This is a genomic window from Pseudomonas aphyarum, assembly GCF_028657055.1.
GTDB lineage: Bacteria > Pseudomonadota > Gammaproteobacteria > Pseudomonadales > Pseudomonadaceae > Aquipseudomonas > Aquipseudomonas aphyarum.
Genome location: NZ_JAMDGS010000022.1, coordinates 109,142 through 129,972, shown reverse-complemented (window position 1 = coordinate 129,972; position 20,831 = coordinate 109,142). Strand labels below are relative to the sequence as shown.

General features: G+C 62.2%; 16 protein-coding genes. 7 read left to right on the top strand and 9 right to left on the bottom strand.

Annotated elements, in window-relative coordinates; genetic code table 11:
• Positions 1-330 precede the first annotated feature (330 nt).
• The 7 genes from M5G18_RS28485 (at position 331) to M5G18_RS28455 (ending at position 10,286) form a co-directional block, all read left to right on the top strand.
• Positions 331-1,491 (top strand): efflux RND transporter periplasmic adaptor subunit, encoded by a 1,161-nt coding sequence (locus M5G18_RS28485; RefSeq protein ID WP_085606909.1) that lies wholly within the window; start codon positions 331-333, stop codon positions 1,489-1,491.
• Positions 1,488-4,589 carry a multidrug efflux RND transporter permease subunit gene (locus M5G18_RS28480; RefSeq protein WP_127799820.1) on the top strand — a complete coding sequence of 1,034 codons (3,102 nt, stop codon included), beginning with the start codon at positions 1,488-1,490 and terminating at the stop codon, positions 4,587-4,589. The genes M5G18_RS28485 and M5G18_RS28480 overlap by 4 nt, the downstream gene beginning before the upstream one ends.
• 8 nt (positions 4,590-4,597) lie before the next feature.
• Complete coding sequence (locus M5G18_RS28475) at positions 4,598-5,275, top strand: heavy metal response regulator transcription factor (RefSeq protein ID WP_003228008.1); 678 nt, start codon at positions 4,598-4,600, stop codon at positions 5,273-5,275.
• The gene (locus M5G18_RS28470) at positions 5,265-6,629 is read left to right on the top strand and encodes a heavy metal sensor histidine kinase (protein WP_102687556.1); all 1,365 of its coding nucleotides are present in this window, start codon (positions 5,265-5,267) and stop codon (positions 6,627-6,629) included. Before M5G18_RS28475 ends, M5G18_RS28470 begins: the two co-directional genes overlap by 11 nt.
• Positions 6,630-6,936: 307 nt before the next feature.
• On the top strand, positions 6,937-7,158 hold the full coding sequence (locus M5G18_RS28465) for a hypothetical protein (protein ID WP_273898744.1): 222 nt from the start codon (positions 6,937-6,939) through the stop codon (positions 7,156-7,158).
• 197 nt (positions 7,159-7,355) lie between these two features.
• The gene (locus tag M5G18_RS28460; protein WP_273898743.1) at positions 7,356-8,672 is read left to right on the top strand and encodes an OprD family porin; all 1,317 of its coding nucleotides are present in this window, start codon (positions 7,356-7,358) and stop codon (positions 8,670-8,672) included.
• 108 nt (positions 8,673-8,780) lie between these two features.
• Positions 8,781-10,286: a sensor domain-containing diguanylate cyclase gene (locus tag M5G18_RS28455; protein WP_273898742.1), complete on the top strand. Its 1,506-nt coding sequence runs from the start codon at positions 8,781-8,783 to the stop codon at positions 10,284-10,286.
• Positions 10,287-10,347: 61 nt separating this feature from the next.
• On the opposite strand, the gene lpxC is transcribed toward M5G18_RS28455, so the two are convergent.
• From lpxC to murD, 9 genes are all read right to left on the bottom strand, one after another.
• On the bottom strand, positions 10,348-11,259 hold the full coding sequence (lpxC, locus tag M5G18_RS28450; RefSeq protein ID WP_007956752.1) for a UDP-3-O-acyl-N-acetylglucosamine deacetylase: 912 nt from the start codon (positions 11,257-11,259) through the stop codon (positions 10,348-10,350).
• Between the two features lie 112 nt (positions 11,260-11,371).
• Positions 11,372-12,568, bottom strand: coding sequence for a cell division protein FtsZ (ftsZ, locus tag M5G18_RS28445; RefSeq protein ID WP_007956754.1), 1,197 nt, complete (start codon positions 12,566-12,568; stop codon positions 11,372-11,374).
• Positions 12,569-12,635: 67 nt separating this feature from the next.
• Positions 12,636-13,895 carry a cell division protein FtsA gene (gene ftsA / locus M5G18_RS28440; RefSeq protein WP_127799830.1) on the bottom strand — a complete coding sequence of 420 codons (1,260 nt, stop codon included), beginning with the start codon at positions 13,893-13,895 and terminating at the stop codon, positions 12,636-12,638.
• Between the two features lie 15 nt (positions 13,896-13,910).
• Positions 13,911-14,777 carry a cell division protein FtsQ/DivIB gene (locus M5G18_RS28435; protein WP_007956757.1) on the bottom strand — a complete coding sequence of 289 codons (867 nt, stop codon included), beginning with the start codon at positions 14,775-14,777 and terminating at the stop codon, positions 13,911-13,913.
• Between the two features lie 4 nt (positions 14,778-14,781).
• Positions 14,782-15,756 (bottom strand): D-alanine--D-alanine ligase, encoded by a 975-nt coding sequence (locus M5G18_RS28430; RefSeq protein WP_192562352.1) that lies wholly within the window; start codon positions 15,754-15,756, stop codon positions 14,782-14,784.
• Positions 15,753-17,213, bottom strand: a complete 1,461-nt coding sequence (gene murC / locus M5G18_RS28425) for a UDP-N-acetylmuramate--L-alanine ligase (RefSeq protein WP_085606920.1) — start codon at positions 17,211-17,213, stop codon at positions 15,753-15,755. The genes M5G18_RS28430 and murC overlap by 4 nt, the downstream gene beginning before the upstream one ends.
• The gene (murG, locus tag M5G18_RS28420) at positions 17,206-18,276 is read right to left on the bottom strand and encodes an undecaprenyldiphospho-muramoylpentapeptide beta-N-acetylglucosaminyltransferase (RefSeq protein ID WP_011335863.1); all 1,071 of its coding nucleotides are present in this window, start codon (positions 18,274-18,276) and stop codon (positions 17,206-17,208) included. The genes murC and murG overlap by 8 nt, the downstream gene beginning before the upstream one ends.
• Positions 18,266-19,483, bottom strand: a complete 1,218-nt coding sequence (gene ftsW / locus M5G18_RS28415; protein ID WP_007956765.1) for a putative lipid II flippase FtsW — start codon at positions 19,481-19,483, stop codon at positions 18,266-18,268. The genes murG and ftsW overlap by 11 nt, the downstream gene beginning before the upstream one ends.
• Positions 19,480-20,826: a UDP-N-acetylmuramoyl-L-alanine--D-glutamate ligase gene (gene murD / locus M5G18_RS28410; RefSeq protein WP_273898735.1), complete on the bottom strand. Its 1,347-nt coding sequence runs from the start codon at positions 20,824-20,826 to the stop codon at positions 19,480-19,482. The genes ftsW and murD overlap by 4 nt, the downstream gene beginning before the upstream one ends.
• Between the last annotated feature and the right edge of the window lie 5 nt (positions 20,827-20,831).

The following is a 20,831-nucleotide window of genomic DNA, read 5'->3' as shown; positions in this document are numbered from 1 at the left end:
AGCGTAGCGACCGTGCGGCGAAGCCGCATGCATCGAGAGGAGGTGCAGCGAAGCAAACCGTAGGCGATGCCCCCGGATGAATCCCGGAACGAAGGAACGCCGAGCCACAGCGAGGCGCCGAACGCAGGGGCCCAGACCTTTGGTTACTTTGGGGCGTTTGCCAAAGTGACCCGCCGTAAGGGCGGAACCATAAGCGGCCGTTACCGCAGCAACGGATATACACACAAGAAAACTGACAGCCGCGACAGCTAGCCGTCACCCTCCTGACCCCCAAACAAGTTTATAAAGACAAAACCTGCCCAAACCCCGTCCCCCTGGCGCCCCAAAAGCATGCAAACCCAGAAGAAAAAAGCCCTGCTCGCTATCCTGCTGATCGCCGTCGCAGCCGGGGCCCTGTGGTTCACCCTGAAACCGGCCCCGGCCAAACTCGCAGCCCCCACCGCCATCCCGGTCAGGGTCGTCGCCGTCAGCGAAAAAGACGTCCCCCGCTACACCAGCGGCATCGGCTCGGTCCTCTCGCTGCACAGCGTCGTGGTACGCCCACAGATCGACGGCATCCTCACCAAGCTCCTGGTGAAGGAAGGTCAGTTAGTGAAACAAGGCGACCTGCTCGCCACCATCGACGACCGCTCGATCCGCGCCAGCCTCGATCAGGCCCGGGCGCAACTGGGCGAAAGCCAGGCACAACTGCAAGTGGCGCTGGTCAACCTCAAGCGCTACAAACTGCTCAGCGTCGACGACGGCGTCTCCAAGCAGACCTACGACCAGCAACAGGCACTGGTCAACCAGCTCAAGGCCACCGCCCAGGGCAATCAGGCTTCGATTGACGCGGCCCAGGTACAACTTTCCTACACCCAGATTCGCTCCCCGGTCACCGGCCGCGTCGGGATTCGCACGGTCGACGAAGGCAACTTCCTGCGCATGACCGACACCCAGGGTCTGTTTACCGTGACCCAGATCGACCCGATCGCCGTCGAGTTTTCCCTGCCCCAGCAAATGCTGCCGACCCTGCAAGGCCTGATCAGCGATCCGCAGCGCGCACAGGTCAAGGCCTACATCGGCGCCGACACCGACGGCGAAACCGGCAACCTGCTGGGCGAAGGTCACCTGACCCTGATCGACAACCAGATCAACGCCAACACCGGCACCATCCGCGCCAAGGCCGAGTTCGACAACCCGAACCAGAAGCTCTGGCCCGGCCTGCTGGTGACGGTAAAGATTCAGACGGCGCTGGATAAAGATGCGCTGGTGGTTCCGCCCACCGTCGTACAACGCGGTCTCGATCAACACTTCGTGTACCGGGTCAACGGCGACAAGGTTGAAGCGGTGCAGGTGCAGATGGTTTATCAGGGCAGCGGCCAAGACATCATCAAGGGCGTGAAACCCGGCGACGTATTGGTCAGTGACGGCCAGTCGCGGCTCAAGCCCGGTTCGACCGTGCAGGTCATGAGCGAACCGCCGCAGGTGGTGCAAGCGGAGCCCAAGCCATGAAGCAGCACAAAGGCGTTTCGACCTGGTGCATCGATCACCCGGTAGCGACGATTCTGCTGACCATCGCGCTGGTGCTGGTCGGAGTGATCGCCTTCCCGCGCCTGCCGATTGCCCCACTGCCGGAAGCGGAATTTCCTACGATTCAAGTCTCAGCACAGTTACCCGGCGCCAGCCCGGACACCATGGCTTCGTCCGTGGCCACGCCGCTGGAGGTGCAATTCAGCGCCATCCCCGGCATGACCCAGATGACCTCCAGCAGTGCGCTGGGCTCCAGCCTGCTGACCCTGCAATTCACCCTCGACAAGAGCATCGACACCGCCGCCCAGGAAGTGCAGGCCGCGATCAACACCGCCGCCGGCAAACTGCCGAAAGACATGCCGACCCTGCCGACCTGGAAGAAGGTCAACCCGGCCGACAGCCCGGTGCTGATCCTCAGCGTCAGCTCCACGCAAATGCCCGGCACCGAGCTCAGCGATCTGGTGGAAACCCTGCTCGCGCGTCAGATCAGTCAGATCGACGGCGTAGGCCAGATCAACATCACCGGTCAGCAACGTCCGGCAATCCGCGTTCAGGCTTCGGCGGACAAACTGGCGGCCATCGGCCTGACCCTTGCCGACATTCGTGTGGCGATCCAGCAGACCAGTCTCAACCTCGCCAAGGGTGCTTTGTACGGCGAGTCGAGCATTTCCACGCTGTCGACCAACGACCAGTTGTTCCACCCCGAGGAATACAGCCAGCTCATCGTTTCCTACAAGGATGGCGCCCCGGTTCACCTGAAGGATGTCGCCAAAGTCGTCAACGGTTCGGAAGATGCCTACGTGCAGGCCTGGGCCGGCGATCGGCCGGGCGTGAACCTGGTGATCTCCCGCCAGCCTGGCGCCAACATCGTCGAAACCGTTGACCGGATTCAGGCCGCCCTGCCCGGCCTCGAAGCCATGCTGCCGGCCTCGGTGCAGGTCAAAACCCTGATCGACCGCACCCAGACCATCCGCGCCTCGCTGCATGAAGTGGAAATCACCCTGCTGATCGCGATCTTGCTGGTGGTGGCGGTGATGGCGCTGTTCCTGCGCCAGTTGTCAGCGACGATGATTGTTTCGGCGGTGCTCGGCGTGTCGCTGACCGCCAGTTTCGCCTTGATGTATTTACTCGGCTTCAGCCTGAATAACCTGACGCTGGTGGCCATCGTCGTGGCGGTAGGTTTCGTGGTCGACGATGCGATCGTGGTGGTGGAAAACATTCACCGACATCTTGAGGCCGGCGACAGCATGCGCGACGCCGCGATCAAGGGCGCCGGCGAGATCGGTTTCACCGTGGTCTCGATCAGTTTCTCGCTGGTGGCGGCATTCATTCCGCTGCTGTTCATGGGCGGCGTGGTCGGGCGTTTGTTCAAGGAATTCGCCCTGACGGCCACCTCGACCATCATGATTTCCGTGGTGGTGTCGCTGACGTTGGCGCCAACGCTGGCAGCGCTGTTCATGCGCAAACCGGTGCATCACGCCCATGACAAACCGGGCTTCAGCGAACGCCTGCTCGGCTGGTACGAAAAAGGCCTGCGCCGCGCCCTCGCCCATCAGAAACTGATGATCGGCGTGTTCGGCATTTCCGTCGCACTGGCGATTGGCGGCTACGTGTTTATCCCCAAGGGTTTCTTCCCGGTTCAGGACACCGGATTCGTCCTTGGCACCACCGAAGCCGCCGCCGATATTTCCTACAGCGACATGGTGAAAAAACACCTGGCAATGGCCGAAATCGTCGCCGCCGACCCGGCTGTCCAAGCGTTTTCCCATTCGGTCGGCGTATCCGGCAGCAACCAGACCATCGCCAACGGCCGCTTCTGGATCGCCCTGAAAAAACGCGGTGACCGCGATGTCTCGGCCAGCCAGTTCATCGACCGCATTCGTCCGCAACTGATGAAAGTCCCGGGCATCGTGCTTTATCTGCGCGCCGGCCAGGACATCAACCTCAGCTCCGGCCCGAGCCGTGCGCAGTATCAATACGTGCTCAAGAGCAACGACGGGCCGACCCTCGCCACCTGGACCCAGAAACTCACCGAGAAACTGCGCAGCATCCCGGCGTTCCGTGATATCTCCAACGACCTGCAACTGGGCGGCAGCATCACTCACATCAGCATCGACCGCAGCGCCGCTGCGCGTTTCGGCCTGACCGCGAGTGATGTCGACGAGGCGCTGTACGACGCCTTCGGCCAGCGGCAGATCAACGAATTCCAGACCCAGGTCAACCAGTACAACGTGATCCTGGAGCTGGACACCAAACAGCGCGGCAAGGCCGAAAGCCTCAACTATTTCTACCTGCGCTCACCGCTGAGCGGAGAAATGGTGCCGTTGTCGGCGCTGGCCCGATTCGACGCGCCGACCATCGGCCCGCTGTCCATCGCCCACGACGGCATGTTCCCGGCCGCCAACCTGTCGTTCAACCTGGCGCCCGGTGTGGCACTGGGCGACGCGGTGATTCTGCTGAATCAGGCCAAGGCCGAGATCGGCATGCCGACCGCCATCAGCGGCAACTTCCAGGGCGCGGCCCAGGCGTTCCAGAGCTCGCTGAAAAGTCAGCCGTGGCTGATTCTCGCGGCGCTGGTGGCGGTGTACATCATCCTTGGCGTGCTCTACGAGAGCTTCGTCCATCCGCTGACGATCATTTCGACCTTGCCGGCGGCGGGTCTGGGTGCGGTGATCATGCTGTGGATCTGCGGGCAGGACTTTTCGATCATGGCGCTGATCGGGCTGGTGCTGCTGATCGGTATCGTGAAGAAGAACGGCATCCTGATGATCGACTTCGCCCTGGAAGCGCAGCGTCATCGCGGGCTGTCGCCGCAGGACGCAATCTTCGAGGCGTGTATCACGCGGTTCCGGCCGATCATCATGACCACCCTCGCCGCGCTGCTCGGCGCCCTGCCGCTGATGCTCGGCTACGGCACCGGCGCCGAACTGCGCCAGCCACTGGGGATCGCGGTCGTGGGTGGCCTGCTGGTCAGCCAGATGCTGACGCTGTTCACCACGCCGGTCATATACTTGTGGCTTGAGCGGCTGTTCCACAAGCCCAAACCTGCGCCCATCGCGGCGCTGGCAACGACAGACTGAGGCGGGTCATGCGCGTTCTGATTATCGAAGACGAAGAGAAAACCGCGGACTACCTGCACCGCGGCCTGACGGAACAGGGTTACACCGTGGATCTGGCTCGCGACGGCGTCGAGGGCCTGCACCTGGCGCTGGAAAGCGACTACGCGGTGATCGTCCTCGACGTGATGCTGCCGGGCCTCGACGGCTTCGGCGTATTGCGCGCATTGCGTGCGCGCAAGCAGACGCCGGTGATCATGCTCACCGCCCGCGAGCGGGTCGAAGACCGGATCCGGGGGCTGCGCGACGGCGCCGACGATTACCTCGGCAAACCGTTTTCCTTCCTCGAACTGGTGGCGCGCCTGCAAGCGCTGACCCGGCGCAGTGGCGGCCACGAACCGGTGCAAGTGAGCATCGCCGATCTGTGGATCGATCTGATCAGCCGCAAGGCCACCCGCGCCGGCACCCGTCTGGATCTGACGGCGAAGGAGTTTTCGCTGCTCAGCGTGCTGGCCCGGCGTCAGGGCGAAATCCTCTCGAAAACCGCGATTGCCGAGATGGTCTGGGACATCAATTTCGACAGCGACGCCAACGTGGTCGAAGTCGCGATCAAGCGTCTGCGGGCCAAGCTCGACGGGCCGTTCGACGAGAAACTGCTGCACACCATCCGGGGCATGGGTTATGTGCTGGAGAGCCGTGGTGTCCAGTAATTCCATCGCCCTGCGCCTGAGCGGGATGTTCACGCTGGTTGCGCTGCTGGTGTTCCTGTTGATCGGCGGCGCGCTGTATCAACAAGTGGACAAAGGCCTCGGCCTGTTGCCGGAAGCGGAACTCGATGCGCGTTACAGCGTGCTCGAATCCGCGCTCAATCGCTATGGCACGCCGGAGCATTGGGTGAAGATCAACGCCAAGCTCAAGCTGCTCGGTGAAGAAGACAAGCGCATCCGTTTCTGGGTGGTCAGCGGCAATCCGGGCTACGAGTTTGGCGAGCCAGATGCCTTGATCCGCGCGTTTGCCCAAGGCCCCTTAGGCATGCGCGACCTGCAACTGCCCGATCATCCCTATCCGCTGAAAGTGCTGCTCACCGAACTGCCGGCCAAGGATCAGCGCCCGCCGCTGCGCTTCATGATTGGCATCGACACCGAAACCTTTCACCAGACCCAGCATCAGTTGCTGATCGCGCTGGTCAGTCTGGCGGTGATCGGCGTGCTGCTGGCCTCGGCATTGGGTTACTGGGTGGCGCGGATCGGCCTCAAGCCGCTGATCAAACTGTCCCACGAAGCCCAGCGTCTGGCGCCGCCGTTGCGGGCCGGGCGCCTGCGTCTGTCGCCGTTGCCGCCGGAGCTCGAGCAGTTTGTCGACTCGTTCAATTCGACACTGGAGCGAGTCGAGCAGGCCTATTCGCGCCTGGAATCCTTCAACGCCGACGTCGCCCATGAGCTGCGCTCGCCGTTGACCAACCTGATCGGCCAGACCCAGGTCGCACTGACTCGCGGGCGCTCTGCCGAGCACTATTTCGAAGTGCTGCAATCCAACCTCGAAGAACTGGAACGCCTGCGCTCGATCATCAACGACATGCTGTTCCTGGCCAGCGCCGATCAGGGCAGCAAGGCCACCAAACTGACCTCGACCTCGCTGGCCGATGAAGTGGCAACCACCCTCGAATACCTCGATTTCATCCTCGAAGATGCGCAAGTCCAGGTTCGGGTAAGCGGCGATGCGCAGGTGCAGATCGAGATCGCTCATCTGCGCCGGGCACTGATCAATCTGCTGAGCAACGCGGTGCAACACACTGCGCCCGGACAGGTGATCGAAGTGCAGATTGCGGTCGAGGAACATCAAGTCAGCATCGGCGTGGCCAACCCCGGTTCGCCGATTGCCAGCGAGCATTTGCCGCGCTTGTTCGAGCGCTTCTACCGGGTCGATGCTTCGCGCAGCAACAGCGGCAACAACCACGGGTTGGGGCTGGCGATCGTCAAGGCGATTGCACTGATGCATGGCGGCGATGTGTTTGTACGCAGTGATCGCGGGATGAACACTTTCGGGATCCACCTCCCGGTCTGAAAAGCCCCTCACCCTAACCCTCTCCCGGAGGGAGAGGGGACTGACCGAGTTGTTGTTTCGAATTACATCGACCTGAATTACCGAGCCGAACTCAGGCGTTGAAAAGCATGGAGATCGGCTCCCCTTCCCCCTCGCCCCCTTGGGGGAGAGGGTTGGGGTGAGGGGGTAGGCCCTTAGCTACACCGCAAATCCCGACTCTTACCCGATACGCAACAGTCATTTATGAAAATCACGCTGTTTCCCAACGCCCGGCAACCTTATCTTTGCCCGCACCAAACAGCACTTGCCAAGCAAGAAGGTTTTCAAGATGTCCAACAGTATGGGTATTGCCAGCGCTTTCGTTTTGTCCTCATTGATCCTGTCGCCAATGGCGATGGCTGAAGAATCGCAGTCGTTCGTAGCGCAGAATTCCGCTCGCGCCCAGGCATTCGAACAGCATCAGGCAGAAGTGATGGCCAAGGCTCAAGACGCCACGCAAGCCCCTCAGGCCGCAACTTCCCGGACTCAAGCTTCAGAGAAAGACAGCTGAGTCGCGCACCGCGCAACGTTTCCCTCGACGCGGTTGTTTGGCTCTTCCCGTTCAACCGTCGTCCTTGCAGGCCGCTGATTTTCAGCGGCCTTTTTTCGTTGTGGTCTGTAAGCTGTCCGGTTCGTCTTTAACAATTAGAAACATCCCGCACCTCAAGACATTGAAGTGTCAGTTGACCCCAAGGAGCTTTACCGCACGTGCGTTACCCAGTTCGCTTCACCCCGCTGTTCATTGCAATTGCCGCAACGATTGCCCCCGCCGCCCACTCTGCCGAAGCCGAGAAACAAGGTTTCGTCGAAGGCTCGAGCCTCAACCTCAACGCCCGCAACTACTACATGAACCGCAACCGTCTGCAGCAGACGGATGACAACATCGAGTGGGGCCAGGGTTTCCTCGGCAAATTCGAGTCGGGCTACACCGAAGGCACGGTCGGTTTCGGCATTGATGCCCACGCCATGCTCGGTCTGAAACTCGACGGCGGTGGCGGCACCGACAACTCCAGCATCCTGCCGGTCAGTGACGGCAGCGGCAAAGCGCCGGGCTCGTTCTCCACGGCGGGCGGCACCCTGAAAATGCGTGCGTTCGATACCGAGCTGAAGGCCGGCGACCTGTTCCTCGCCAACCCGGTGATCGCCGGTGGCGAAACGCGCATGCTGCCGCAGACCTTTCGCGGCCTCAGCCTGACCAACCACAGTTTCGACGGCTGGATGATCGAAGGCGGCCAGGCCAGTTTCACCAAGCCCTACAACCAGAGCGGCCACAAACGCATCGGCACCTCTTACGGCACCCTCGCCGACGGCGACAAGAGTCAGCACCTGAACTGGGCCGGCGTGGCCTGGAGCGGCATCGAAGGCCTGACCAGCAGCCTGTATGCCTCCGAACTGAAGGACATCTGGAACCAGTACTACTACGACCTCGACTACACCTGGGCGCTGAACGATCGGGTAACCCTCAACCCGGGCCTGCACTTCTATCACACGCAGGACACTGGCGACGCGCTGCTGGGCAACATCGACAACAACACCTACAGCCTGCATTTCACCGTCGGCATCGGCAGCCACAGTGTCACCGCCGCGTATCAGCGGGTCAACGGCAACACGCCGTTCGATTACATCAGCCAGGGTGACAGCGTTTACCTCGACAACTCGCAGCAGTACTCGGACTTCAACGGCCCGAACGAACGCTCGTGGAAACTCAAGTACGCCTACGACTTCGCCGGCGTCGGCCTGCCGGGCCTGACCTCGGCGGTGTCCTACTCGCGCGGCACGCTGGATCTGACCAAGGCCGATCCGGACAGCAAGGGTTACGCCTCGTGGTACAGCGCCGAAGGCCGCAACGCCAAGCATTGGGAGCGCGACATCGACCTCAAGTACGTGGTGCAGAGCGGCCAGGCCAAAGACCTGGCGGTGCGTCTGCAATGGGCGACCAACCGTGGCGGCAACGGTTACGGCGCGCTGGATACGGACACAGATGAATACCGTGTGATCATCGACTACCCGATCAACGTCTTCTAAGATCGGCGCTACAGTAAAAGGCCAGCCTGATGTGCTGGCCTTTTTCTTGCCTGTGGCAGCGAAGCGGGTACAACTACGCTTACAAGAATCCCTTACCGAAACCGAACCATGATCGCGAGCCGCACCCCTACCGTTCCCGGCACGACCGGACGCTCCGAGCTGCTGCTGATCCTCGGCAGCCTGCTGAGCGTGATCGCGATTGTGTGCATCGTCACGTTCCTGCTGATCCGCGAACACGCCAACGCTCAGGAATCGGCCACCCGCGGCGCCACCACCATCGCCCAGTTGATCGACGCCGACGTGCTGCGTACCGTCGAGCTGTATGATCTGACGCTGCAAGGGCTGATCGCCGCCGCCCAGCGTGCCGACCTGAAAGACGTGTCTCCGCAGATCCGCCATCTGGCGCTATTCGATCGTTCTACCACCGCGCGTTTCAAGGGCGACATCCTGTTGCTCGACAAGTATGGCGACGTGATTGCCGACTCCTCGCGGGTCGATCCGCTGCCAGGCAATTTCGCCGACCGCGACTACTTCCTCGCCCACGCCTTCAACCGCGACACCGGCATGTTCATCAGCCGTCCGTTCAAACCCCGCTGCGACTGCGATGACGCGAACCAGTGGCGGATCAGTTTCAGCCGGCGCATCTCTTCGGACACCGGCGAGTTTCTGGGCGTGGCCGTGGCGTCGATGAAACTCGATTACTTCGATCAACTGTTCAACAGCCTCGACATCGGCATCGACAGCACCCTCAACATCATCAACAACGACGGCATCCTGCTGGCACAGAAGCCTTATCTGCAGAGCGATTCGATCGGCAAGAGCTTTGCCGCCCGGCCCAATGTGGTGCGGATCCTGCGCGACAGCAACGGCAATGGCAGTTTCAACAGCATTTCGAGCATGGATTATCAGCAACGGCTGTACACCTATTCGCGGGTTGGCAATCTGCCGCTGACGGTGATCGTTGCCCTGTCCAGCGAGGAAGTGTTTGGCGCGTGGCGACGCACGGCGATCCTGATCAGTGGCGCCACCGGTGTGCTGTGTGCCGGCCTGCTGTGGCTGACCTGGCTGTTGGCCCGGGAGCTGCGCCTGCGCCAGCGGGCCGAGCGCGAACTTGCGCAGCTCGCGGCGACCGATGCCCTGACCGGGGTCGCCAACCGACGGATGCTCGATCAGTCGCTGCGCCACGAGTGGTTCCGCGCTCAGCGTTCGGGCAAGCCGCTGTCATTGCTGATGATCGACGCCGACCACTTCAAGGCCTTCAACGATCGCCACGGGCATCAGGGCGGGGATCAGGCGTTGCGTGAGCTGGCGAGGGTGATTACCGCCAACGTGCGGCGTCCGGCGGATCTGGTGGCGCGTTATGGTGGTGAGGAGTTTTCGGTGATCCTCGCGGAGACCGACAGCGTCGGGGCGCAGCAGATCGCCGAGCACATTCGCGCAGCAGTGGAACAACTGCCAAGCGTCAATGAAGACCAGTCACCGATGACCGTGAGCATCGGCATCAGCACCTGGACGGCGACGAGCGAGATCAGCCTGGAGCAGCTGTTGTTCGCGGCGGACAGGGCGTTGTATCAGGCCAAGGAAGGTGGGCGAAACCGGGTCGTCGTGGCCTGAGAACAGGCATAAAAAAAGGCCACCCAAAGGTGGCCTTCAAAAAACTAGAGAGGTTTTTTACTTACACCGCCGCAACCGGGCGCATGTAAGAGATTGGTGCAGTGCTGGCGTCTTCGAACGTCACGACTTCCCAGGCATCTTTCTGCTCAATCAACTTGCGCAGCAGCTGGTTGTTCAGTGCGTGGCCGGACTTGAAGCCCTTGAACTCACCAATCAGGCTGTTGCCCAGCAGGTACAGGTCGCCAATTGCATCGAGGATCTTGTGCTTCACGAATTCGTCTTCATAGCGAAGACCGTCTTCGTTCAGTACGCCATCGGCATCGACCACGATCGCGTTTTCCACGCTGCCGCCGAGTGCGAGGTTGTGCTTGCGCAGGTACTCGATGTCACTCATGAAACCGAAAGTACGGGCGCGGCTGACTTCTTTTACGAACGAAGTGCTGGAAAAATCCACGCTTGCACTTTGGGTGCGGTCCCGGAAAACCGGGTGATCGAAATCGATCTCGAAGCTCACCTTGAACCCTTCGAAAGGGACGAAAGTGGCGCGCTTGTCGCCGTCTTCCACTGTCACTTCACGCAGGATGCGGATGAATTTCTTGGCGGCGTCCTGTTCTTCCAGGCCAGCCGATTGAATCAGGAATACGAAAGGTCCTGCGCTGCCATCCATGATCGGGACTTCAGACGCGGAGAGCTCGACGTAGGCGTTATCGATGCCCAGGCCAGCCATGGCCGAGAGCAGGTGCTCCACCGTGTCTACCTTCACGTCACCGTTGACCAGCGTCGTCGACATGGTTGTCTCGCCGACGTTGGCCGCGCGAGCCGGTATCTCGACAACCGGATCGAGATCGGCACGACGAAAGACGATCCCGGTGTCGACAGGTGCAGGCTTGAGGGTCAGGTAAACCTTCTCCCCGGAGTGCAGACCTACACCGGTGGCACGGATAATATTTTTCAGTGTGCGTTGTTTAATCATGGCATGGGCCGCTTCAGCGCAAATTGCGAACTGGTATCAACAAAGGCTGGCGATGATAGCAGACCGAGCCTTTGCTGAACACCAATCACCTGAATACCCCTGATACATTTCATCAATCGGCCTGACGACGCAGGAAAGCCGGGATGTCCAGGTAGTCCAGGTCATCTTGCGGATTCATCTTCGCGGCAGTCGCAGCACCGGCCTGAGCCTGGTTGCGCATGACGGTCGGACGGTCCAGGTCACGGTAGTTCACCGCGGGCTGTTCCTGACGAGCGGGTGCCGGTTGCTGCACTTGGGCAGCCGCCATCGAGGTGTGAACGGTGTTGTCGATGACCTTCACAGGCTTTTCGATTTTCGCGCCCAGACCGGTGGCAACCACGGTCACGTGCAGTTCGTCACGCATGTCCGGATCGATTACGGTACCGACCTTGACCATCGCGTGCTCGGAAGCGAAGGCTTCGATGATCGAACCCACGTCGGAGTACTCACCCAGGGACAGGTCAGGACCGGCAGTGATGTTCACCAGGATGCCGCGTGCGCCTTGCAGGTTCACGTCTTCCAGCAGCGGGTTGCGGATGGCCGCTTCGGTCGCTTCACGTGCACGGTTCGGACCGCTGGCGCAGCCAGTGCCCATCATCGCCATGCCCATTTCGCTCATCACGGTGCGTACGTCGGCGAAGTCGACGTTGATCATGCCCGGACGCTTGATGATGTCGGAGATACCGCGAACGGCACCGGCCAGTACATCGTCAGCCTTGGCGAAAGCCGACAGCAGGCTGGCGTCTTTACCGAGGATGGTCAGCAGTTTTTCGTTCGGAATGGTGATCAGCGAGTCGACGCTTTCCGAGAGCATGCGGATGCCTTCGTCGGCGATCTGCATACGCTTGCGGCCTTCGAACGGGAACGGACGGGTCACGACCGCAACGGTCAGGATGCCCATTTCCTTGGCCACTTCGGCGATGATCGGCGCAGCACCGGTACCGGTACCGCCGCCCATGCCGGTGGTGATGAACACCATGTTGGTGCCGGCCAGCACTTCAGCGATGCGCTCGCGATCTTCCAGCGCAGCCTGACGGCCGACTTCAGGGTTGGCGCCGGCGCCCAGGCCTTTGGTCACGCCGGTGCCCAGTTGCAGAATGGTGCGCGCGCCGATGTTTTTCAGCGCTTGAGCATCGGTGTTGGCGCAGATGAATTCCACGCCTTCGATGTTGCTCTTGACCATGTGGTTGACAGCGTTGCCGCCGCCACCGCCAACACCGATAACTTTGATTACCGGGCTTGCGGGGATGTTGTCTACGAGTTCGAACATTTTCCCTCTCCTTACATTCTCTAGTTTTTTCGCCTACTGCTGTTTGTTGCGGTGCTGCGGTAAAGCGTTAGAAGTTGCCTTGAACCCACTTCTTCAAACGGTCCAGCAACGGCGCCTGCGGCTCATCGTTGCTGTAGCTGTCGCGGCTGCCGATGCCCGAGAACGAGATCCCGTCGGACTGCTTCTGCAGGCCGTACATCAACAAGCCAACGCCAGTGGAATAAATCGGGTTGCGTACCACGTCATCCAGACCTTTCACGCCATGCGGCACGCCCAGGCGGACCGGCATGTGGAAGATTTCTTCGGCAAGTTCCGTGGCGCCTTCCATCTTCGACGTACCACCGGTCAGCACGATGCCGGCCGGGATCAGGTCTTCGTAGCCGCTGCGACGCAGCTCGGCCTGGATCAGGGTGAACAGTTCGTCGTAACGCGGCTCGACCACTTCGGCCAGGGCCTGACGCGACAGTTCGCGCGGCGGACGGTCGCCGACGCTCGGCACCTTGATGGTCTCGCCGGCACCGGCCAGTTTGGCCAGGGCGCAGGCGTAGCGGATCTTGATCTCTTCGGCGTACTGGGTCGGGGTGCGCAACGCCATGGCGATGTCGTTGGTCACCTGATCGCCCGCGATCGGGATCACGGCCGTGTGGCGGATCGCGCCTTCGGTGAAGATCGCGATGTCGGTGGTGCCGCCGCCGATGTCGACCAGGCACACGCCCAGCTCTTTTTCGTCGTCGGTCAGGACCGAGTAGGCCGAAGCCAGTTGCTCGAGAATGATGTCGTCGATTTCCAGACCGCAGCGGCGCACGCATTTTTCAATGTTCTGTGCGGCGTTGACGGCGCAGGTGACCACGTGAACCTTGGCTTCCAGACGTACGCCGGACATGCCCAGCGGCTCGCGCACGCCTTCCTGGTTATCGATCACGTAATCCTGCGGCAGGGTGTGCAGCACACGCTGGTCGGCCGGGATCGCCACGGCCTGGGCGGCGTCGAGTACGCGCTCCAGGTCCGCCGCGCTGACTTCGCGATCACGGATCGCGACGATGCCGTGGGAGTTCAGGCTGCGGATGTGATTGCCCGCCACGCCGACGAACGCCGAGTGAATGCGGCAGCCCGCCATCAACTGGGCTTCCTCGATCGCGCGCTGGATCGACTGCACGGTGGACTCGATGTTGACCACCACGCCTTTTTTCAGGCCGCGGGACGGATGAGTGCCGATCCCGACGATATCGAGCGTGCCGTCGTCCGCAACCTCGCCGACCAGCGCCACCACCTTGGAGGTGCCGATATCGAGACCGACGATCATTTTGCCGCTTTGCACGTTTGCCATGGGTCCTGCCTCTTCTTAATTCTTTGCGACAGCGGGTTGGGCTGTCGTCGGCGCTACTGGTTCCCGCCAGCCAACAGCAAGGCCGTTGGCGTAGCGCAGATCGATGCGCGCAATGTTCGTAATCTGTTCTTTGAGCGTCTTGTCATAGATGGCAATGAAGCGGCGCATCTTTTCCACCAGGTTGCCGCGTCCCAGCAGCAGCTCGATCCCGGGGCCGGAACTGCCGGCACCGGTGGTCAGGAACCAGCTGCCGCGTTCACGCAGCTCGAGCCGCGCAATCGAGAAGCCCAATGGCCGGAGCATCTGGCTCAGCACCTGGTATTGCTGCATCACTTGCTGCTGGGCCCGCTGAGGACCGAACAGCTGCGGCAGGTGTTCGTAGTTCGCCAGTTCCTTGGGCGTGAACGCCTGGCCCTGGTTGTTGAGCAACGACTCGTCGCCCCAGCGGGCCACCGGCAGTTGCTCTTCGAGGCGGATCACCACCTGGTCCGGCCACACCCGACGTACTTCGGCGTGGGCGATCCATGGCATCTGTTCCAGCTCGGTGCGCATGCTCGCCAGGTCGATGGTGAAGAAGCTCGACGCCACGTACGGGGCGATCCGCTGCTGCACTGCTTGCTGGCTGATGTAACTCAGGTCGCCCTGCACCGCGATCTTGGTGATCGGCCGGTCGGCGTACGGCAGCAAACGCTGTGCGCCTTCGTAAGTGCCGAACCCCAGGGCCACCAGCAGCACCGGCCAGAACAGACCTTTCAAAAAGCCGAAGTTGGCTTTTGGCAGGCGCGCGGACATCGGCTCTTTGGCCACCATTCGGCTGGCACCCCGCGGCACCGGCTTGCGGCCGGGTGCGGGTGGCTGATGTCTGAGCTGTGCGCCTTGCATGGTCTTAACCTCGCGCCTCTTTCTTGCCATCGGCATCGACACTGGCGGCCAGAATGGCCAGGACCAGCTGCTGGAAATCCAGACCGGCCGCTTTCGCCGCCATCGGTACCAGGCTGTGATCGGTCATGCCGGGAGCGGTGTTGACTTCCAGGAACCAGAACTTGCCGTCGGCGTCCTGCATAACGTCCGCCCTGCCCCAACCGGCGATCCCCAGCGCCTCGCAGGCTTGCGCCGTGAGGTCCATGAGTTCTTTTTCCTTGGCGGCATCGAGCCCGCACGGAATCCGATACTGGGTATCGTTGGCGATGTACTTGGCGTCGTAGTCGTAGAACGTGTGTGGCGTACCCAGGGCGATAGGAGGCAACACCTGGTCACGCAGGGTGGCGATGGTGAACTCCGGACCGTGGATCCATTGCTCGACCAACACTTGCGAATCGTAGGTACTGGCCGCTTTCCATGCGTCGATCAACTCGGACGCAGAACTCACTTTGGCCATCCCGATACTTGAACCTTCATGCGCCGGTTTGACGATCAAAGGGAAGCCCAGTTCCGTCGCTGCGCAAATACAATCGGCCTCGCTGCGCAGCACGGCGTGACGCGGCGTCGGAATCCCGAGCGTGTGCCAGACCTGCTTGGTTCGCAGTTTGTCCATCGCCAGTGCCGAAGCCAGGATGCCGCTGCCGGTGTACGGAATGCCGGCCACTTCGAGCAGGCCCTGCATGCTGCCGTCTTCACCGCCGCGACCGTGGAGGATGATGAACGCGCGGTCGATCTTCTCGCTCAGCAGGCGCTGCAGAATGTCGGCGCCGACGTCGATGCCGAACGCGTCCACACCCGCGCTCTGCAGCGCAGTGAGCACGGCGTTGCCGGACTTCAGCGAAACTTCACGCTCGGCACTCAGGCCACCGAACAGCACGGCCACACGGCCGAAATCCTTCGGGGCGATGGTGGAGAACAGATTGGCGTAGGCAGCAGTCATTTCAACTTCCCCTCGACCGATGCCGCCACGGCACCGGCGAACAACTCGCTTTTCAACAATTTCGGTGCGAGACCGCCGATATCACCGGCGCCCTGGCACAGCAGAATGTCGCCGGCACGCAGCAGCGGCTTGACCACCGGCGCCAGGTCGACGCCGCGCTCGATGTAGATCGGGTCGAGCTGACCGCGCTGACGGATGCTGTTGCACAGCTTGCGGCTGTCGGCACCCGGGATCGGCTCTTCGCCGGCCGGATAGACTTCCATCAGCAACAGCACGTTGGCGTCGGCCAGTACATTGACGAAATCGTCGTACAGGTCGCGGGTGCGGCTGTAACGGTGCGGCTGGTAGACCATCACCAGACGGCGCTCCGGCCAGCCACCGCGCACGGCTTTGATCACGGCTGCGACTTCAGTCGGGTGGTGACCGTAGTCGTCGACCAGCATCACGCTGCCGCCGTCCACCGGCAGTTCGCCGTAGACCTGGAAGCGTCGGCCGACACCCTGGAACCCGGACAAGCCCTGGACGATGGCTTCATCGCTGACGCCTTCGTCGGTGGCGATGCAGATGGTTGCCAACGCGTTGAGCACGTTGTGGTTGCCCGGCATGTTCACGGACACATCCAGCGGCTCCCGCTCAGGGCGCAGCACGGTGAAGAAGGTCTGCATGCCTTGCTGACGAACATTGATCGCGCGCACGTCGGCTTCTTCGCTGAAGCCGTAGGTGACGACCGGACGTTTGACCTGCGGCAGGATTTCACGCACCACCGGGTCGTCCAGGCACACCACTGCCAGACCGTAGAACGGCAGGTTGTGCAGGAACTCGACGAAGGTTTTCTTCAGTTTGTTGAAGTCGCCGTCGTAGGTCGCCATGTGGTCGGCGTCGATGTTGGTGACCACGGCCACCAGCGGTTGCAGGTGCAGGAAGCTTGCGTCGCTTTCATCGGCTTCGGCGATCAGGTAACGGCTGGTGCCGAGCTGGGCATTGGTACCCGCGGCGTTCAGACGGCCACCGATGACGAAGGTCGGATCCAGGCCACCGGCCGCGAACACCGAAGCGATCAGGCTGGTAGTGGTGGTCTTGCCGTGGGTACCGGCGACGGCGATGCCGTGGCGGTAGCGCATCAGTTCGGCGAGCATTTCGGCACGCGGCACCACCGGGATGCGGCGTTCCAGCGCGGTCGCCACTTCCGGGTTGGAAGTATTGACGGCGCTCGACACCACCAGCACATCGGCGGCAGCGGCGTTCTCGGCACGGTGGCCGATGAAGATCTGCGCACCGAAGGATTCCAGGCGCTCGGTCACCGGCGAAGCTTTCAGGTCGGAACCGGACACTTCATAGCCCAGGTTCAGCAGCACTTCGGCAATACCGCACATGCCCACGCCGCCGATCCCGACGAAGTGGATGCGACGGATGCGGCGCATTTCCGGTTGCGGCATGGCTTTCTGATTCTCAACCATGGGCCACCTCCAGACAGGTATCGACCACGCTACGGGTGGCTTCGGGTTTTGCCAGACGGCGGGCCGCTTGGGCCATTTGTTCGAGTCGTTGCGGTTGCATCAAGACCTCTGTCAGGCGCGCGGCAAGGTCCGCGGCGCCAGTCGTTCTTTGCGGCATCAGGAAGGCAGCGCCTTCGCGGGCCAAATAATCGGCGTTGCGGGTCTGGTGATCGTCGATCGCGTGGGGCAAGGGCACCAGCATCGAGGGCAGACCGGCGGCGGCCAGTTCGCTGATGGTCAATGCGCCGGCGCGGCACACCACCAGGTCAGCCCAGCCATAGGCCTGGGCCATGTCTTTGATGAACGGCTGCACCTGCGCATCCACGCCGGCGGCGCGGTAGCGCTCTGCAGTCACTTCATCGTGGTTTCTGCCAGCCTGATGGAACACTTCCGGACGCAAGTCGGCAGCGACTTGTGCCAGGGCTTCAGGCAGCAACTTGTTCAACGGCTCTGCACCCAGGCTTCCGCCCAGGATCAGCAAACGCGCCTTGCGTCCGGCCAGGGCCGGGCGCGGTGTTTCGAGGAACAGCTCGCTGCGCACCGGGTTACCGGTGGTACGGCGGCTGTCCGACAGGGTAAAGGTGTCGGGGAAGGCTTCACACACCCGGGCGGCGAACGGCACCAGCAACCGATTGGCGGTGCCGGCCACAGCGTTCTGCTCATGAACGATCACCGGCACGCCGGCCAGTTTGGCGGCAAGACCACCGGGACCGGTCACATAGCCGCCGAATCCGACCACGCACACCGGACGCAAGCGGCGAATGATCGCCCGCGCCTGCCAGACCGATTTCAGCAGCATGAACGGTGCCTTGAGCAACGACAGCTTGCCCTTGCCGCGCAGGCCGGTGGCGTTGATGCGGTGCAATTCAAGACCCGCCGCCGGCACCAGATCGTTTTCGATCCCGCGCGGCGTGCCGAGCCAGTGCACGGTGTAGCCGCGCGCCTGGAATTCGCGGGCACAGGCCAGCGCCGGGAACACGTGGCCACCGGTGCCGCCGGCCATGATCAATACGTTAGCGCCCATGGTTCGGCTCCTCGGCGAAGTCGCTCTCATGGAATTCCATCTCTTCACTGCCCAGGTGGGTCCGGCTCTCCCACTCGATCCTCAGCAACAAGCCAAGGCAGGCGCAGCAGATCACCAGGGAACTGCCGCCATAACTGAGGAACGGCAAGGTCAGGCCCTTGGTCGGCAGCAGGCCGACGTTCACGCCGATGTTGATCAGGAACTGGCCGATCCACAGGAACGACAGCCCGTAGGCAACATAAGCGGCAAAAAACTGTTTGGCTTTCTCGGCCCACAGACCGATGTACATCCCGCGAATACACACGAACACGAACAGTGCCACGGTGCACAGCGAGCCCACCGCGCCGAGCTCTTCGGCCAAGACCGAGAACACGAAGTCGGTGTGCGCTTCCGGCAGGTAGAACTGCTTCTGCACGCTGTTGCCCAGGCCAACGCCCAGCCATTCACCGCGACCGAATGCGATCAAGGCTTGCGACAACTGATAACCGGCGCCGAACTGGTCGGCCCACGGGTCGGCGAAGTTGGTCAGACGCGCCATCCGGTACGGCTGCATTTGAATCAGCAACACCACCGCACCGACGGCCAGCACCACCATCAGCGAGAAGCGGAACAGCCCGACTCCGCCGAGGAACAGCATCGCCGCCGCCGCGCCCATCATTACCACGGTGGCACCGAAGTCCGGCTCCATCAGCAACAGGCCCGCCATCGGCAGCAGCACGATGAACGGCTTGAAGAAGCCCATCCAGCTCTCGCGCACTTCTTTCTGGCGACGCACCAGATAACCGGCCAGGTAAATCACCACGAATACCTTGGCGATCTCGGACGGCTGAACGTTGAAGAAACTGAAACCGATCCAGCGCATCGAACCGTTCACCTCACGGCCGATCCCCGGGATGATCACCATCACCAGCAGACCGAACGCACCGATCAGCATCAGCCAGCCCAGCCGCTGCCAGGTGGCGATCGGAATCATCATGGTGACGACGCACGCGCCCAGGCCCAGCACCACGTAGATCAGGTGACGGGTCATGTAATACAGAGCACTGCCCGACTGCGCCGCGCCGACTTCTGTCGATGCCGAGGCGATCATGATCAGGCCCAGACCGAGCAACGCCAGGCAACCGGCGAGCATCGGGAAGTCGAGGTCGATCCCGCGTCCGGTGATCAGCGGCGACGGGTATGGCTTGATGATGTTTCTCAAGCTCATGCCAGATCCTCCACGGCGCGGACGAACTGGTGACCACGGTCTTCGTAGTTCTTGAACATGTCGAAACTGGCGCAGGCCGGCGACAGCAGCACCACGTCACCCGGTTGGGCGGCGGCGCGGCATTGTGCGACCGCATCGACCAGCGTGGTCGCGCGAATCAGCGGAACGGCATCGCCGATCGCTTCGCCGATCTTGTCGGAGTCGCGACCCATCAGGATCACGGCGCGGCAATGGGCCGCCGCAGGATCGCGCAGGTCCTTGAATTCGGCACCCTTGCCGTCGCCACCGGCGATCAGCACGACCTTGCCGTCGATATCCGCGCCCAGGCCTTCGATGGCAGCCAGTGCGGCGCCGACGTTGGTGGCTTTGGAATCGTTGTAGTAACCGACGCCGTCCAGATCACGCACCCACTGGCAACGGTGTTCGAGACCGGCGAAGGTGCGCAGCGCTGCCAGCATGGCGTCGAACGGCAGCCCGACCGCGTGGCCGAGCGCCAGCGCCGCCAGGGCGTTGGACTGGTTGTGGGCACCGCGAATCTTCAGTTCACGCACCGGCATCAGGTTCTGGAATTCGAAGGCCAAGTATTTCTCGCCATTCTCTTCGCGCAGGCCAAATGCCTTGAAATCGGGTTTGGTCAGGCCGAAGGTCCAGCACGGCTGGCCCTCGCCCATCAGCGGACGGGTCAACGCATCCTGACGGTTGACCACGAACTGCCTGGCGCCACGGAAGATCCGGTGCTTGGCCAGGTGATAGGCCGGCAGACCGCTGTAGCGGTCCATGTGGTCTTCGCTGATGTTGAGCACGGTCGCCACTTCGGCGTTGAGCTGGTCGGTGGTTTCCAGCTGGAAGCTCGACAGCTCCATCACGTACAGCTCGACGTCATCGCTGAGCAGATCCAGCGCCGGCGTACCGAGGTTGCCGCCCACGGCCACGCGTTTGCCGGCCGCAGCCGCCATCTCGCCGACCAGGGTGGTGACGGTGCTTTTTGCGTTGGAACCGCTGATGGCCACGATCGGCGCCTTCGCGTTACGCGCGAACAGCTCGATGTCGCCGGACAGCTTCACGCCACGGGCCGCCGCGGCTTGCAGGGCCGGGGTCGCCAGCGCCAGGCCGGGGCTCACGTAGAGCTCGTCGGCACGGCACAGGAATTCGACGTCCAGCTCGCCACAACGCACTTCCACGTGCGGATAGTCACGCTGGAGCGTGGCCAGTTCCGGTGGATTTTCCCGCGTATCGGCCACGGCAAACGCCACGCCCCGGTTCGCCAGGAAGCGAACCAGGGACATGCCGCTCTTGCCGAGGCCGACAACGATGCGGAAGTGGTCAGAAGCGATCAGAGACACTCGTT

Bases quoted from the DNA above. Each gene is read 5' to 3' on its own strand.
- lpxC (WP_007956752.1), bottom strand. From the start codon at position 11,259: ATGATTAAACAACGCACACTGAAAAATATTATCCGTGCCACCGGTGTA.
- M5G18_RS28465 (WP_273898744.1), top strand. From the start codon at position 6,937: ATGTCCAACAGTATGGGTATTGCCAGCGCTTTCGTTTTGTCCTCATTG.
- ftsZ (WP_007956754.1), bottom strand. From the start codon at position 12,568: ATGTTCGAACTCGTAGACAACATCCCCGCAAGCCCGGTAATCAAAGTT.
- M5G18_RS28455 (WP_273898742.1), top strand. From the start codon at position 8,781: ATGATCGCGAGCCGCACCCCTACCGTTCCCGGCACGACCGGACGCTCC.
- M5G18_RS28475 (WP_003228008.1), top strand. From the start codon at position 4,598: ATGCGCGTTCTGATTATCGAAGACGAAGAGAAAACCGCGGACTACCTG.
- M5G18_RS28435 (WP_007956757.1), bottom strand. From the start codon at position 14,777: ATGCAAGGCGCACAGCTCAGACATCAGCCACCCGCACCCGGCCGCAAG.
- murC (WP_085606920.1), bottom strand. From the start codon at position 17,213: ATGGTTGAGAATCAGAAAGCCATGCCGCAACCGGAAATGCGCCGCATC.
- murG (WP_011335863.1), bottom strand. From the start codon at position 18,276: ATGGGCGCTAACGTATTGATCATGGCCGGCGGCACCGGTGGCCACGTG.
- ftsA (WP_127799830.1), bottom strand. From the start codon at position 13,895: ATGGCAAACGTGCAAAGCGGCAAAATGATCGTCGGTCTCGATATCGGC.
- M5G18_RS28485 (WP_085606909.1), top strand. From the start codon at position 331: ATGCAAACCCAGAAGAAAAAAGCCCTGCTCGCTATCCTGCTGATCGCC.
- ftsW (WP_007956765.1), bottom strand. From the start codon at position 19,483: ATGAGCTTGAGAAACATCATCAAGCCATACCCGTCGCCGCTGATCACC.
- M5G18_RS28480 (WP_127799820.1), top strand. From the start codon at position 1,488: ATGAAGCAGCACAAAGGCGTTTCGACCTGGTGCATCGATCACCCGGTA.
- M5G18_RS28430 (WP_192562352.1), bottom strand. From the start codon at position 15,756: ATGACTGCTGCCTACGCCAATCTGTTCTCCACCATCGCCCCGAAGGAT.